Origin of the sequence: secondary endosymbiont of Trabutina mannipara (genome assembly GCF_900090215.1) — a bacterium.
Classification (GTDB): Bacteria; Pseudomonadota; Gammaproteobacteria; order Enterobacterales; family Enterobacteriaceae; genus Mikella.
In genome coordinates this window covers 53,890-69,158 of sequence record NZ_LT594522.1, presented here as the reverse complement: position 1 = coordinate 69,158, position 15,269 = coordinate 53,890, and the positions used below count along the sequence as shown (strand labels likewise).

10 protein-coding genes, 1 tRNA gene and 1 pseudogene are annotated in these 15,269 nt (G+C 35.2%); 5 read left to right on the top strand and 7 right to left on the bottom strand.

Translation table 11 applies throughout. The features are described 5' to 3' along the window. The first annotated feature begins 84 nt into the window (after nt 1-84). Genes dapB through carB form a run of 3 tightly spaced genes read left to right on the top strand, consistent with a single transcriptional unit; the run spans nt 85 to nt 5,316 of the window. Entirely contained in the window at nt 85-900 is an 816-nt protein-coding gene (dapB, locus tag TREMTM_RS00330) for a 4-hydroxy-tetrahydrodipicolinate reductase (RefSeq protein WP_083172628.1), read from the top strand. Nucleotides 901-949: 49 nt separating this feature from the next. Further along, entirely contained in the window at nt 950-2,113 is a 1,164-nt protein-coding gene (gene carA / locus TREMTM_RS00325) for a glutamine-hydrolyzing carbamoyl-phosphate synthase small subunit (RefSeq protein ID WP_083172289.1), read from the top strand. Next, on the top strand, nt 2,092-5,316 hold the full coding sequence (gene carB, locus TREMTM_RS00320; RefSeq protein WP_083172287.1) for a carbamoyl-phosphate synthase large subunit: 3,225 nt from the start codon (nt 2,092-2,094) through the stop codon (nt 5,314-5,316). Before carA ends, carB begins: the two co-directional genes overlap by 22 nt. 12 nt (nt 5,317-5,328) lie before the next feature. Here carB and rsmA read toward each other — a convergent pair whose 3' ends face one another. The 5 genes from rsmA to leuB form a co-directional block, all read right to left on the bottom strand. Continuing rightward, nucleotides 5,329-6,138, bottom strand: a complete 810-nt coding sequence (gene rsmA / locus TREMTM_RS00315; protein ID WP_083172285.1) for a 16S rRNA (adenine(1518)-N(6)/adenine(1519)-N(6))-dimethyltransferase RsmA — start codon at nt 6,136-6,138, stop codon at nt 5,329-5,331. A gap of 3 nt (nt 6,139-6,141) precedes the next feature. Next, on the bottom strand, nt 6,142-7,380 hold the full coding sequence (surA, locus tag TREMTM_RS00310) for a peptidylprolyl isomerase SurA (RefSeq protein WP_083172284.1): 1,239 nt from the start codon (nt 7,378-7,380) through the stop codon (nt 6,142-6,144). 95 nt (nt 7,381-7,475) lie between these two features. Then, nucleotides 7,476-8,078, bottom strand: a complete 603-nt coding sequence (gene leuD, locus TREMTM_RS00305) for a 3-isopropylmalate dehydratase small subunit (protein WP_083172282.1) — start codon at nt 8,076-8,078, stop codon at nt 7,476-7,478. A gap of 36 nt (nt 8,079-8,114) precedes the next feature. Next, nucleotides 8,115-9,515 carry a 3-isopropylmalate dehydratase large subunit gene (leuC, locus tag TREMTM_RS00300; RefSeq protein ID WP_083172280.1) on the bottom strand — a complete coding sequence of 467 codons (1,401 nt, stop codon included), beginning with the start codon at nt 9,513-9,515 and terminating at the stop codon, nt 8,115-8,117. A 19-nt stretch (nt 9,516-9,534) separates the two neighbouring features. Continuing rightward, nucleotides 9,535-10,617 carry a 3-isopropylmalate dehydrogenase gene (leuB, locus tag TREMTM_RS00295; protein ID WP_083172278.1) on the bottom strand — a complete coding sequence of 361 codons (1,083 nt, stop codon included), beginning with the start codon at nt 10,615-10,617 and terminating at the stop codon, nt 9,535-9,537. 180 nt (nt 10,618-10,797) lie between these two features. Between leuB and rsmH the strand changes: the two genes are divergently transcribed. After that, nucleotides 10,798-11,745 carry a 16S rRNA (cytosine(1402)-N(4))-methyltransferase RsmH gene (rsmH, locus tag TREMTM_RS00290; protein ID WP_083172276.1) on the top strand — a complete coding sequence of 316 codons (948 nt, stop codon included), beginning with the start codon at nt 10,798-10,800 and terminating at the stop codon, nt 11,743-11,745. A gap of 86 nt (nt 11,746-11,831) precedes the next feature. On the opposite strand, the gene TREMTM_RS00285 is transcribed toward rsmH, so the two are convergent. Beyond that, a complete protein-coding gene (locus TREMTM_RS00285; RefSeq protein WP_083172275.1) occupies nt 11,832-12,314 on the bottom strand; it encodes a DUF721 domain-containing protein in 483 nt (160 codons plus the stop codon). A 99-nt stretch (nt 12,315-12,413) separates the two neighbouring features. Here TREMTM_RS00285 and secA point away from each other — a divergent pair. Continuing rightward, nucleotides 12,414-14,903, top strand: a pseudogene (gene secA / locus TREMTM_RS00280) (preprotein translocase subunit SecA); the annotation flags it as partial. Nucleotides 14,904-15,047: 144 nt separating this feature from the next. Here the strand turns inward: secA and TREMTM_RS00275 are convergent. After that, nucleotides 15,048-15,134: transfer RNA gene (locus TREMTM_RS00275), tRNA-Ser, on the bottom strand. Between the last annotated feature and the right edge of the window lie 135 nt (nt 15,135-15,269).

Sequence of the window (15,269 nt, the reverse complement as noted above, 5' to 3'; positions counted from 1 at the left end):
TAACTTATTTTGATATATTTTAACTTATATGTTAAATTTTTTATGATTAATAAAATTAATTTAAGAGAATCTCATATGATTAGCATGAGCAATAAACCAACCCGCATCGCAGTCTCTGGAGTTAGCGGAAAAATGGGGCGTAAGCTTATACAGGCAGTAGTACAATCTGAGCAGGTAGTGTTAGGAGCGGCATTAAGCAGAAATTGTTCTGAGCTATACGGTATGGATGTTGGTAAAATAACTAATATGGGAATACTAGGAGTAAAAATAAAGAGCGATATTAATGAAATTAAAGAAGATTTTGATATTTTTATAGATTTTACTCGTCCTGATACGAGTCTCACATATTTAGATTTTTGCAGAAGTTATCAAAAAGGTATTGTTATCGGCACAACTGGTTTTAGCCATACTCAAAAAAAAATTATTAACTTAGCTGCGCAGGATACTAGCATCGTATTTGCTGCAAATTTTAGCGTTGGCATTAATTTAATGCTTAAATTACTGGAAAAAGCTGCCAAAGTAATTGGAAATGATGCAGATATAGAAATTATAGAAATGCATCATCGTAATAAAATAGATGCCCCGTCTGGCACGGCACTAGTTATAGGAGAAACCCTAGCTGGTGCACTGGGACGCGATCTAGATAGTGTAGCTGTGTACTGTCGCGAAAAAAATACCGTAGAGCAAAAAGAAAAAAGTATTGGTTTCTCTACAATCCGAGCTGGAGATATTGTAGGTGAGCATACAGCTATATTTGCCTCGATAGGAGAGAGATTAGAAATTACCCATAAAGCTTCAAGTAGAATGACTTTTGCTAGCGGGGCAGTTCGCGCTGCAGTTTGGTTATCTAGTCAAAAAAAAGGTATATTCGATATGACCCATGTGCTTAATATAAAATAATTAATAAATCATATAAAATAATAAAATTAATTTTAGGGGTATTGAATTTATGAATTCAGCGCTCTTGGTTCTAGAAGACGGAACTAAATTTCATGGACGCTCTATTGGAGCAGAGGGCACGGCGGTAGGAGAAGTTGTTTTCAATACTTCAATAACTGGTTACCAAGAAATACTAACTGATTCTTCTTATTCACGCCAAATTGTTACTCTTACTTATCCCCATATCGGCAATACTGGCATCAATGAAGTAGACAATGAATCACCTCATGTGCAGGCTCAGGCGTTGATTATCAGAGATCTCCCTATTATCGATAGCAATTTTCGCCGTACGTTGTCTTTATCAACTTACCTTAAGCAACAAAATATTATTGGTATAGCTGATATTGATACTCGTAAATTAACTCGTTTGCTACGAGAAAAAGGAGTACAAAATGGCTGTATCATTGCTGATGATACTCAAGATGAACAACTAGCTTTACACAAAGCTCGAAAATTTACAGGGTTAAACGGCATAGATTTAGCAAAAGAAGTTAGTACCAACGTCCCATACAGTTGGACTCAGGGAAGTTGGACTCTAGAGAAAGGATTACCAGCACCTTCTCTAGATCTTCCTTATCATGTAGTTGTTTATGATTACGGTATTAAGCGCAATATCATGCGCATGCTAGTAGATAGAGGCTGTCGTTTAACCATAGTACCTGCACAGACTACAGCTGAAACTGTATTAAAAATGAACCCTGAAGGCATTTTTTTATCTAACGGTCCCGGTGATCCTGCTCCTTGCTTTTATGCAATCACTGCAATACAGAATTTACTGAATCTTAATATTCCAATATTCGGTATCTGCCTGGGTCATCAATTACTAGCGCTGGCAAGTGGAGCAAAAACAATAAAGATGAAATTCGGTCACCATGGCAGTAACCATCCTGTAAAAGATTTATCTACAGATAGAGTTATAATAACTGCCCAAAATCATGGCTTCGCTGTAGACGATAAAACTCTGCCTCCCACAATTAGAGTAACCCATATTTCACTGTTCGACGGCACCCTGCAAGGGTTGCATCGCAACGATAAACCTGCCTTTAGCTTTCAAGGTCATCCTGAATCAAGTCCTGGACCGCATGACGCTGCATTTTTATTTGACTATTTTATTAAGTTAATCAAAGATTATCGATTTTTTAGGAATATAAAATGTCAAAACGTACCGATATAAAAAGTATCTTAATATTAGGATCTGGTCCTATAGTTATTGGACAGGCATGCGAGTTTGACTATTCAGGCACACAAGCATGCAAAGCACTACGTGAAGAGGGCTACCGCATAATTCTAGTAAATTCAAATCCTGCAACCATCATGACTGATCCTGAAATGGCTGATGCAACCTATATTGAACCTCTTCATTGGGAAGTAATATATAAAATTATTAAGAAAGAAAGGCCTGATGCACTATTACCTACTATGGGTGGTCAGACAGCGTTAAACTGTGCTTTAGAACTAGCACGTAAATGCATACTCAAAGAATTTAGTATAGAAATAATTGGTTCTACTGTTGATGTTATCGATAAAGCAGAAGATAGACAACGTTTCAATAATGCAATGAAAAAAATAGGTTTAGAAACTGCTAGGTCTGGTATTGCTCATACTATAGATGAAGCGTTAGTAGTTGCTGCAAATGTAGGTTTTCCCTGTATTATACGTCCATCATTCACTATGGGGGGTACAGGCAGCGGTATTGCCTATAATAGAGAAGAATTTGAAAAAATTTGTAAGTGCGGTCTAGATTTGTCGCCTACTACTGAATTACTAATAGATGAGTCGCTTATAGGTTGGAAAGAATATGAGATGGAAGTAGTACGCGATAGAAAAGATAATTCTATTATTATTTGTTCTATTGAGAATATCGATCCTATGGGCATCCATACCGGAGATTCAATAACTGTTGCACCGGCACAAACCCTAACAGATAAAGAATACCAAATTATGCGTAGTGCCTCAATAGCGGTATTGCGTGAAATTGGTGTAGAAAATGGCGGATCTAACGTACAATTTGCAGTAAATCCTAAAAACGGCAGGCTTGTTATTATTGAAATGAACCCAAGAGTTTCACGATCTTCTGCACTTGCATCTAAAGCCACAGGTTTTCCTATCGCTAAAATAGCAGCTAAGCTAGCAGTAGGATATACATTAGATGAATTAATGAACGACATTACTGGAAGACGCACTCCTGCTTCTTTCGAGCCATCTATCGATTATGTAGTAACAAAAATTCCTCGTTTCAATTTTGAGAAATTTTCTGGTACCAACGATCGTCTTACCACACAGATGAAATCTGTGGGTGAGGTAATGGCTATTGGACGTAATCAGCAAGAATCACTGCAAAAAGCATTACGAGGATTAGAATTAGGTGTCAGCGGGTTAGATCCCAAAGTAAATATCGATGATCCAGAAGCGTTGACCATTTTACGACGTGAACTAAAAAACGCTGGTAGCGAGCGCATATGGTATGTTGCAGACGCATTCCGCGCTGGTATGTCTGTAGATGTAATTTTTAAACTAACTAATATTGATCGCTGGTTTTTAGTACAAATTGAAGATCTAGTAAAACTAGAAACTGATGTATCAGATAGAGGTATAAATGCACTTAATGCAGCTTACCTACGTAAGCTAAAACGTAAAGGATTTGCTGATGCTAGGTTAGCAACTTTAGTTGGACTAACGGAAACTGAAATTAGAAAATTACGCGAAAGCTATAATTTACATCCAGTATATAAAAGAGTAGATACTTGCGCTGCTGAGTTCGCTACTGAAACTGCCTATATGTATTCTACTTATGATGAAGAATGTGAATCATATCCTTGTAAAAATATTAAAAAAATTATGGTACTAGGCGGGGGACCAAACAGAATAGGTCAAGGTATAGAGTTTGATTACTGTTGCGTACATGCATCACTAGCGCTACGGGAAGATGGTTATGAAACTATTATGGTAAATTGTAATCCAGAGACAGTTTCTACAGATTATGATATATCCGATAGGCTATATTTTGAACCTGTAACACTAGAAGACGTGATTGAAATCGTACGTATTGAAAAACCTAAAGGCGTTATTATACAGTACGGAGGTCAAACACCGCTAAAGTTAGCACTAGCTCTTGAAAAAGAAAATGTTCCAGTAATAGGTACTTGCCCATATTCTATAAATCTTGCAGAAGATAGGAAACTATTTCAGCAAGTTGTCAAACGTTTAAAATTAAAACAACCTGAAAATACTACTGTAAATAACATTGATTCAGCAATAGAACAATCATCTAGGATAGGTTATCCGCTAGTGGTCCGTCCTTCTTATGTCCTAGGAGGACGAGCAATGGAAATTGTGTATGATGAGATTGATCTAATGCGTTATTTCAACGATGCAGTTAATGTATCAAATGATGCCCCAGTGTTACTGGATCGATTCCTAGATGATGCTATTGAAGTAGACGTAGATGCAGTTTGCGATGGTAAAAACATATTAATTGGTGGGATTATGGAGCACATTGAACAGGCAGGAGTACACTCTGGAGATTCAGCTTGTTCATTACCAACATATACGCTGAACAGTGACATTAAAAATATTATTCGTTCTCAGGTAGAGAAAATAGCGTTTGAACTGCATGTAATAGGCCTTATGAATGTACAATTTGCTGTAAAAAATAATGAAGTTTATTTAATTGAAGTAAACCCTCGCGCTGCTCGTACAGTACCCTTTGTTTCTAAGGCTACTGGTGTAGCTTTAGCAAAAGTTGCGGCTAGAGTAATGGTCGGTAAATCTCTAATAGAACAGGGAATTATACATGAGGTTATTCCACCATACTACTCAGTAAAAGAGGTAGTGTTGCCATTTAATAAGTTTCATGGAGTAGATCCAATTCTAGGTCCAGAAATGCGATCTACAGGAGAGGTAATGGGAATAGGAAGAACATTTGCAGAAGCTTTTTCTAAGGCTAAATTAGGCAGTCAATCGTACATTAATAAAAAAGGTAGAGCTTTGTTATCTGTTCGTGATTACGATAAAGAACGAATAGTAGATTTAGCTGCTAAGCTCCTTAAACAAGGATTTGAGCTAGACGCAACCCATGGTACAGCTATTGTATTAGGTGAGGCAGGTATCAATCCTCGTCTTGTAAATAAAATTCATGAGGGAAGACCACACATTCTTGACAGAATTAAAAACGGTGAATACAGCTATATTATCAATACTACCTCTGGACGCAAGGCAATTGAGGATTCTAAACTTATAAGACGTAGTGCTTTGCACTATAAAGTTTATTACGACACGACGATAAACGGAGGATTAGCTACAACTATATCCTTTAATGCTAAGGCTACTTCACAAGTAAGTTCATTGCAAGAATTTCACTCGCAAATTATTAAGTAAATTAAGTAAATACTATATTTTTTTTTCAGCAAGTACATTAGCCAACTGGCTATAATGCTCAATACTTAAATTTTCTGCTCTTAATGTCGCATTAATACCATGTTTCTCTAATTGTTGAGTACTAAAAAGATTAATTAGACTATTACGTATTGTTTTACGACGTTGATTAAACGCTACCTTAGTTAAGGTAGTTAGCTTATTTAAGTCAATTACAGGAAACGGTAGCTTAGTATATGGTATTAATTTAACTACCATTGAATTTACTTTAGGCTCTGGTTTAAAAGAAGTAGGAGGTACTTCTAGCACAGGAATAATTTTACAAAAATATTGGGACATTACGCTCAACCTTCCGTATGACTTGCTGTTTGGTACTGCAACCATACGGTTTACTACTTCTTTTTGTAGCATGAAGTGCATATCAATAATAGCGGAAGTATAGTTAAAAAGTTTAAAAATGAGCTGTGTAGAAATATTGTATGGCAAATTTCCAAATATTCGCAACGACTGACCAAGTTTAGCGGAAAGTTTGGCAAAATCGATCTTCATTGCATCTGCTTGTACTATATTCAGTCGATAATTTAGAAAATAGTTGTTAGCCAACCTAGCTACTAAATTACGGTCAAGTTCTATAACTGTCATGTTATAAACACGTTTTACCACTGGTATAGTCAGTGCACCTAGTCCTGGACCAATTTCTACTATTGCTTGACTAGGCTCTGGAGCAATAGCAGTAACAATAGCATCAATAATATTGCTATCATATAAAAAATGTTGTCCAAAACGCTGGCGTACCAGATGTCCTTGATAAATACATTTATTCATTATTTATTTTAATATTTTTATATATGAAGAAGAGTGTTGCTCTTGCATCCAGTTCTGAACTTCTTCGTAGAACTTACGCTTAAAAAGAATCCTATAAGCATTCTCTTTAGAAAAAGAGTCAGTACAATCTACTTGCCTAATATCAATAAGTTGAATTATATGCCAGCCGAAGGCTGAATGCACTGGTGTGCTAATTTCTCCCTTATGCAAATGCATTAGTACATCGCGTAAATTTGAATCAAATGCATCAGTAAATCGCCAACCTAAATCTCCCCCTTTATTTGACGAATTGGGGTCTTCAGATTGCTGTTTTGCTACAGCTTCAAAGCTAATGCTACCTTTACTTATTTTATCTGAAATATTTTCCAGCTTAGATCGGGCACATTGATCATTTCTAATGATAGAATCACGCAAAAAAATATGGCGAATATGCACTTCTTCTTTAGTTATTTTTTTATGTTCTATTCGAACATCGTTGATTTTTAGTATATGAAAACCCACTTCAGAACGAATTGGACCTACAATATTTCCTTTTTTAGCATATTGTATACTAACTGCAAACAACGCAGGTAGTTCTTCAAATTTTTTCCAACCTATCTGTACTTTATGTTCTTGCTGATAGTTATTAGCGTATTTAACTACATATGAGGCTAACGTTTCTGCTTTAAATATAGCAGCTTGTGTTGGGTTTTCTGGTAACTTAATTAAAATATGATTAATATTAAATTTAGTGCTATTTCTGTTTTTAATAGCTATTTGCTGTATTATAGAATCTATTTCTTGCGGAAAAATAGTAATACGGCGTCGAACTTCGCTATTGCATACTTTAGAAATTAAAATTTCTTTGCTAAGTTGCGCACGATAGGTATTATAGTCTAGCTTGTCATAAGCTAGATAATTACGTAACTGATCAATAGTAATATAGTTTTTTGAGGCTATATTCCTAATAACATGATCTAAATATTTACTGCTAATACTAATATGAGCGCGTTGTGCCAGATGTAAAATAATGTTTTCCATAATTAGCCGATTGAGAATCTTGCTGTGCAGTGTTTTTTCTTCAAAAAATTGTTGATTGTATTCTTTATTTCCGTATTTCATCATATTTAGCATACTGTTAATATCGCTTTCAAGTACTATGTCTTTATTAACTACAGCGGCAACTTTATCTAATACCTGTAAAGTAGCAAAGGCGCTGTTTGTACCTAATAGTAATATAAAAAAGATTACCAAAATATGCATTCTTAAAAGAATAAAGCATTCAAATTATCGTTAAATTGACTTTTACGCTTTAAAAGCGCGTTTAAATCATTTATATCTAAAAAAATTAATTTTATCTAGTTTAGAAATGACAACTGATGCATTTCGTATTTGCTTATTGCTTCATCATGCCTTAGCGTAAGACCGATACTATCGATACCATTTATTAAACAATAACGGCTAAAAGTTTCTATTTCAAAAAAATAAATTTTATCACCAGCTACTACTTGCTGGTGTTCTAAGTTAACGGTGAAAGTTATAACTTCCTGCGTCGTAACCATAGTAAATAGATCATTAACATGATTTTCCGAAATTGTAATCGGTAACAATTGATTGTTAATACTGTTACTATAAAAAATATCAGCAAAACTTGGTGCTATCAACGCATGAAAACCGTAATCTATTAACGCCCATGGCGCGTGCTCACGCGAAGACCCGCAACCAAAATTTTCTCGTGCAAGTAAAATACTTGCTCCGTGGTAGCGCGGTTGATTTAATACAAAATCTTGATTTATTTTTTTTCCTGCATTATCTAAAAAACGCCAATCATTGAATAAGTGTTGGCCAAAACCGGTACGGGTTACCTTCTGCAAGAATTGCTTAGGAATAATTGCATCAGTATCAACATTAGCTACATCAAGAGGTAAAACGATACCGGTATGTTTTATAAATTTAGCCATTTTATTTTTACTTCCGTTTTTCTTTTTACTTTTTTACTAAATTAATTCACGAATATCAGTGAAACGTCCAAAAACTGCGGCAGCTGCTGCCATTGCGGGACTTACTAGATGAGTACGTCCTCCACGTCCCTGGCGTCCTTCAAAGTTACGATTACTGGTAGAAGCGCAGCGTTCTCCTGGATTTAAGCGATCGTTGTTCATTGCAATGCACATAGAACAACCTGGCAGGCGCCATTCAAAACCTGCTTCAATAAAAATAATATCTAAACCTTCTAATTCTGCTTGCATTTTAACAGGACCAGAACCTGGTACAACGATAGCATGCACGCCATTAGCTACACGACGTCCATGAGCAACTGCTGCAGCAGCACGAAGATCTTCAATACGGGAATTAGTACAAGAACCAATGAAAACCTTATCAATTGTCACATCTGTTAAGTAAATTCCAGATTTTAAATCCATATAATCTAGCGCCTTTGCTGCTGATTGTCGCTCCACTGGATCGATAAATGAATCTGGTGACGGAATAGGCTGGTTAACAGCAATTACTTGACCAGGGTTAGTCCCCCAGGTAATTTGGGGAGCTATATTTTGCACATCCAGCGTTATTACTTTATCAAAATAAGCATCATTATCAGATTTTAGAGTATTCCAATAGGTTAAGGCTTGATGCCAATTTTCACCTTTAGGAGAAAATTGACGATTTTGTAAATATGAGTAGGTAATATCATCAGGTGCAATAAGACCAGCTTTAGCACCCATTTCAATAGCCATATTGCACAAGGTCATACGGCCTTCCATACTAAGCGATCGTATAGCGACACCGCTGAATTCTACTACATGTCCAGTACCTCCAGCAGTGCCTATTTTACCGATAATAGCTAAGATTATATCTTTTGCAGTAATACTAGATGCGGTATTACCTATTACGTCTATTCTCATAGTTTTTGATCTACTTTGTTTTAAAGTCTGTGTCGCTAGCACATGTTCCACTTCAGATGTACCGATACCGAATGCTAAAGCACCAAAAGCACCGTGAGTAGCAGTATGAGAATCTCCGCAAACAATAGTCATACCAGGCAGAGTAATTCCTTGTTCAGGACCAATTACATGTACAATACCCTGGTATGGATGCTTTAAGTCATAAAGCTGTATACCAAATTCAGTGCAATTTTTTATTAGCTCCTGCATCTGGATACGAGCCATATCTCCACATGCATTAATATCTTTAGTTTGCGTAGAAACGTTATGATCCATTGTAGCAAAAGTTTTACTAGGCTGCCGTACGATGCGTCCCTTTGTGCGCAGACCGTCAAAAGCCTGTGGTGAGGTTACTTCATGTACTAAATGTCGGTCAATATACAACAGCGGCGCCTCGTTTTCAACTTCATAAACAACATGTGCATCATATAATTTTTGGTATAACGATTTTACCATAATATTTATTATACCTCACTTATTTTAGTATTAAAGCGGCAATAATATCACCCATTTCTTCGGTACTTACCGCGTTATTATCGCTAACTAGATCAGCGGTACGGTAGCCATATTTAAAAGCATGATTTACTGCACGTTCAATTGCATCTGCAGCGTCATTCAAATCTAAGCTGTATCTAAAAAGTAGAGCCGTAGATAAAATCTGGGCTACTGGATTGGCAATATTTTTTCCAGCGATATCCGGAGCTGAACCTCCTGCTGGTTCATAAATTCCAAATTTTTGCTCATTTAAACTTGCTGATGGAAGCATACCCATCGATCCAGTAAGCATGGCACACTCATCTGAAATAATATCACCGAATAGATTAGAGCATAGCATTACGTCAAATTGGGACGGCTCTTTAATGAGCTGCATTGTGGCGTTATCAACATATAAATGTGACAAGGCAACGTCTGGATAATTCTGCGCTACCGTATTTACTACTTCTCGCCACAGAATAGAGCTTTGTAACACGTTAGCTTTATCGATTGAAGCTACTATTTTGCGCCTTTTTCTCGCAGATTGAAAGGCAATACGAGCAATACGTTCAATTTCAAAACGATAATATAATTCCGTATCGAATGCATACTCTTGTTGACCAGCACCTTCTCTCCCTTTTTGCCCAAAGTAAATACCTCCAGTAAGCTCTCGTACACACAAAATATCGAACCCTCGTTTAGCGATATCAGTTCGCAAAGGACAATAATATTCTAGTCCAGGATATAATCTAGACGGTCGTAGATTAGAAAATAACCTAAAATGTTTACGCAGGGGGAGTAGTGCACCACGTTCTGGTTGTTCCGCTGCTGGCATATGTTCCCATTTAGGTCCTCCCACTGAACCTAATAATATCGCATCAGCTTGCTCACAGCCAGCAATTGTGCCTACTGGCAGTGGCTTACCATAATTATCTATAGCTATACCACCTACATCATATTCTTTAGTAGAAATAATAACATTAAACTTTCGACGCACAGCATTTATAATTTTATATGCTTGTTTTATAACTTCTGGGCCAATACCGTCGCCTGGTAAAACTGCAATATGGTAGGTTTTTATCATTAATAACACCTTTTATTTAATTTTAAAAAAACACAAAATGTGCATCTAAATTAAAATATGCTAATACATAGAAAATAGAAAGTAAATCTTATTAGAAAGTAAATATTATCTAGTTATATAGATATTCGTTAATGTAATGCTATAATAAGTATTATCATTAATAATTCAGTAATTAAATAAATGTCAAAAAATTATTTACATAAAACCGTATTCTTAAATGAAGCGGTTAAAAGTTTAAATATTAATCCAGATGGTGTTTATTTAGATGGAACATTTGGTAGAGGCGGCCATTCACGTCTTATTTTATCAAAAATAAATGCCAATGGACATCTATTCGCAATTGATCGCGATCCCACAGCTGTGGAAATAGCTAATAATATTAAGGATTATCGTTTTACTATTATCCATGGTCTTCTTTCTAAGATAACTTTTCATATGGCAAAATGGAATCTTATAGGACGTATTAATGGAATATTGTTAGACCTTGGTGTCTCTTCACCGCAGTTTGAAGATCCGAAAAGAGGTTTTTCTTTTAAGAATGATGGACTTCTTGATATGCGTATGGATAAAAATTGCGGTCAATCAGCTGCACAATGGCTAACAAGAGCATCAGTAGATGATATAACTTTTGTTTTAAAAAAATTCGGTGATGAACGTTTTGCTAAGCGCATCGCTAAGGCCATATTTTTACGAAATAGACATCATCCACCTATTACTCGCAATCAAGAATTGGTAGCACTGATTACTAACAATATTCCATTTCGCGATAAGCATAAGCATCCTGCAAGACGCAGTTTTCAAGCTATTAGGATTTATATTAATAATGAGTTAAAAGAAATTAAACAGGCTCTAGATGGAGCACTAACTTTGTTGGCTCCAGGAGGAAGGCTGTCAGTTATTAGTTTTCATTCAATAGAAGATCGGCTAGTTAAACAATTTATTCGTCAGCATAGCCGTATACCGCAAATAATAGCGAAGCTACCGCTAACAGAGCAGCAAATTAGTGCGCAATACAATAATAATCGTCTTCAATTAAAATCAATAGGAAAAATACTGCCTTCTACTCAAGAGATAAACGAGAATCAACGTTCTCGTAGCGCTGTGTTACGTATCGCAGAAAAAATATAATAAATGTAACAGCATTACTTTAAGAAGTATGGCCATCTTTAAAACTAAAAATGCAGAATATTCTCTATGGATGCTCCATTTCTAAATCAACAAAAAGAATCGGTACTTTCTATAGACAATTTAGTTAGTCGTTCCAGTGCGTTCTTTAATTTTTTTTGACTAATTTTTTTAGCAACATTACTAATATATGCTGCGCTTTGTACGCTTAAATGTCGTTTTTTTTCTGTATTTTGTATACTACGTTCCTTTTTTTTATCAAGATCAGGATTAATCTTGATGTTTATTGATGATAATGATGGTAGTATCTGTTTTTTTAGTGCGGATAAAAGTTGATGTTGTTCATATAGAAATCTTAGCTTCCAGCTAGCATTTGCTATTTCTATTACCATCACACTTTGGTGTATATTAGCAACGCGACACCAAAAACGCAAAGGTACCGGTAGTAGTTTATTTACTATACGGTTAAGATTCAGCAACATGATTCCCCGTTGCTGAATATACAATAAAGACATATGGGGGGTCTTATTAGTGAATAATATATCAAGATTAGAAGTAAGAATATCGCGCATAATAATGCCTATTTAATTTGAATACATAATCTATTTTAATCTTAAATCTAGTTAAATCTAAAATTTTTTTATACCCTAGGGGCATATTTATTAATGACTATGTTAGCAAAATTTTTTAAAAAAATTTTAAATAAAAAATTTTTTTTTGGAAATCATAATGATCGCACCTTACGTCGTATAGGTAAGACAGTAGATGTTATTAACAAAATGGAACCTGTAATTAAAAAGCTGAATGATAAACAGCTTGCAGCAAAAACTGTTGAATTCCGTGAACGGATATTTAAAGGAGCAACTTTAGAAAGATTGTTGCCAGAAGCATTTGCAGTAGTACGAGAAGCTAGTATACGTGTTTTGGGAATGCGCCATTTTGATGTCCAATTAATAGGAGGTATTGTGTTAAACGAAAGATGTACAGCAGAAATGCGCACTGGTGAAGGAAAAACATTGACCTCTACGCTGCCAGCATACTTGAATGCTTTAAGCGGAAAAGGAGTGCATATAGTTACGGTAAACGATTACCTAACACAGCGCGATGCTGAAAAAAATAGAACTTTGTTTGATTTTTTGGGGTTAAGCGTCGGTATTAATCTTCCGGTACTTACAGCAGCTGCAAAACGTGCCGCCTACGCTGCTGATATAACCTATGGAACTAACAACGAGTATGTTTTTGACTATTTGCGCGATAATATGGTATTTAGTCCAGAAGAAAGAGTACAACGTAAATTGCATTACGCACTAATAGATGAAGTAGATTCAATACTAATAGACGAAGCTCGTACCCCACTAATAATCTCAGGACCTGCTGAAGATAACTCTGATATGTATCGTATAGTTAACAAAATAATTCCTTATTTAATTCGTCAAAATAAAGAAGACTCAGAAAGTTTTAAAGGAGAAGGCCATTTCTCAGTTGATGAGAAATACCGTCAAGTTAATCTTACTGAAAGGGGGCTCATCTTAATTGAAGAAATGTTGGTAACAAATGGTCTTCTGGATGTTAGTCAATCACTTTACTCGCCGACCAATATTATTTTAATGCATCATGTTACCGCAGCACTACGAGCAAATGTACTATTTTATCGTGATATAGACTATATTGTAAAAAACGGAGAAATTATTATTGTTGATAAACATACTGGTCGCAGTATGCCAGGTCGTCGCTGGTCTGACGGATTACACCAAGCAATAGAAGCCAAAGAAGATGTTAAAATACAGAATGAAAACCAAACGTTGGCGTCTATTACCTTTCAAAACTATTTTAGACTGTATGAAAAACTTGCTGGTATGACTGGTACAGCTAATACTGAAGCTTTTGAATTATATTCAATCTATAAACTAGATACTATAGTAGTACCTACTAATCGTCCTATGATTCGTAAAGATTTAGCAGATCTAGTTTATATAACAGAAAAAGAAAAAATTAACGCCATCATTAATGATATTAAAATATGTACTGAACGCGGACAACCAGTATTGGTTGGTACTATTTCTATTGAAAAATCAGAGCTAATTTCTTCTGAATTAAAAAAAAAAGGTATACAGCACCAAGTACTTAACGCAAAATTTAACGCTATGGAAGCGGAAATTGTATCTCAAGCAGGAGCACCAGGAGCGGTAACAATAGCGACAAACATGGCAGGAAGAGGGACCGATATTGTTTTAGGTGGAAACTTGCAGTATGAAGAGAATAATACCTGGAAAAAACGCCATAATGCAGTATTGGCAGCTGGAGGATTGCATATTATAGGTACAGAACGGCATGAATCACGCCGTATTGATAATCAGCTTCGTGGACGCGCTGGACGCCAGGGAGACGCTGGATCTTCTAGATTTTATCTTTCTATGGAAGATTCATTAATGCGTATTTTTACTTCTGATCGTATTTCTAAAATAATACGTAAACTGGGTGTAAAAAATGGAGAAGCTATTGAACATAAATGGGTAACTAAAGCGATAGCAAACGCTCAGCGTAAGGTAGAAAACCGTAATTTTGATATCCGTAAACAATTATTAGAATATGATGATGTAGATAACGATCAGCGTATAGCAATTTACACCCAGCGAAATGAATTACTTGATGTAGATGTAGCTGATATGAGTACTATTATCAATAGTATCCGCAAAGACGTATTAAATATTATTTTAGATAAATATATTCCGCAATCATTGGAAAAAATATGGGATGCTAAAGGATTAGAACATCTACTTAAAGCTGACTTTGATCTATATATACCTATAGTACAATGGTTACATAACGAACCAAGCTTAAAAGTAAATAACCTGCGTAATCGATTATTTGAACATACATTAATTCATTATCAACGTAAAGAAGATATTATAGGTAGTGAGATTATGCGTATTTTTGAAAAAGTAGTTATGCTGCAAACACTTGATTCTTTATGGAAAGAACATCTAGCAGCGATGGACTATTTACGTAAAAGTATCCATTTACGGGTATATGCTCAAAAAGATCCAAAAGAAGAATATAAACGTGAATCTTTTTATATATTTGATAATATGCTTAAATTACTAAAATATGAAGTACTTAGCACTCTAAGTAAAGTAAAATTAAGTATACCGCAAGAAGTAGTAAAATCAATAAAAACAAATAATACGTTATTCATAAAAAATCATAAAAAATTTATTTAAATAATATCCCATAAACGTAATTAATGCCCTCTTTTTCAGAAAAAATATTTAGCGGTAAATGGTTATATTGAAATAATTTATATTCGAAGGGACAGGGATTCGAACCCTGGAAGGAATTGCTTCCTTAACGATTTTCGAGACCGTCCCGTTAAACCACTCCGGCATCCCTCCTATCCATTACATATACATATCCAATTTTATTAATAATATCAGAAAAAATGATTAACTTATTATTATCATAATGGTCTATCTTAATATCTAGATAGTTATTTAGTTGTTATTTTTTTGTTATTTTTTATATAATCT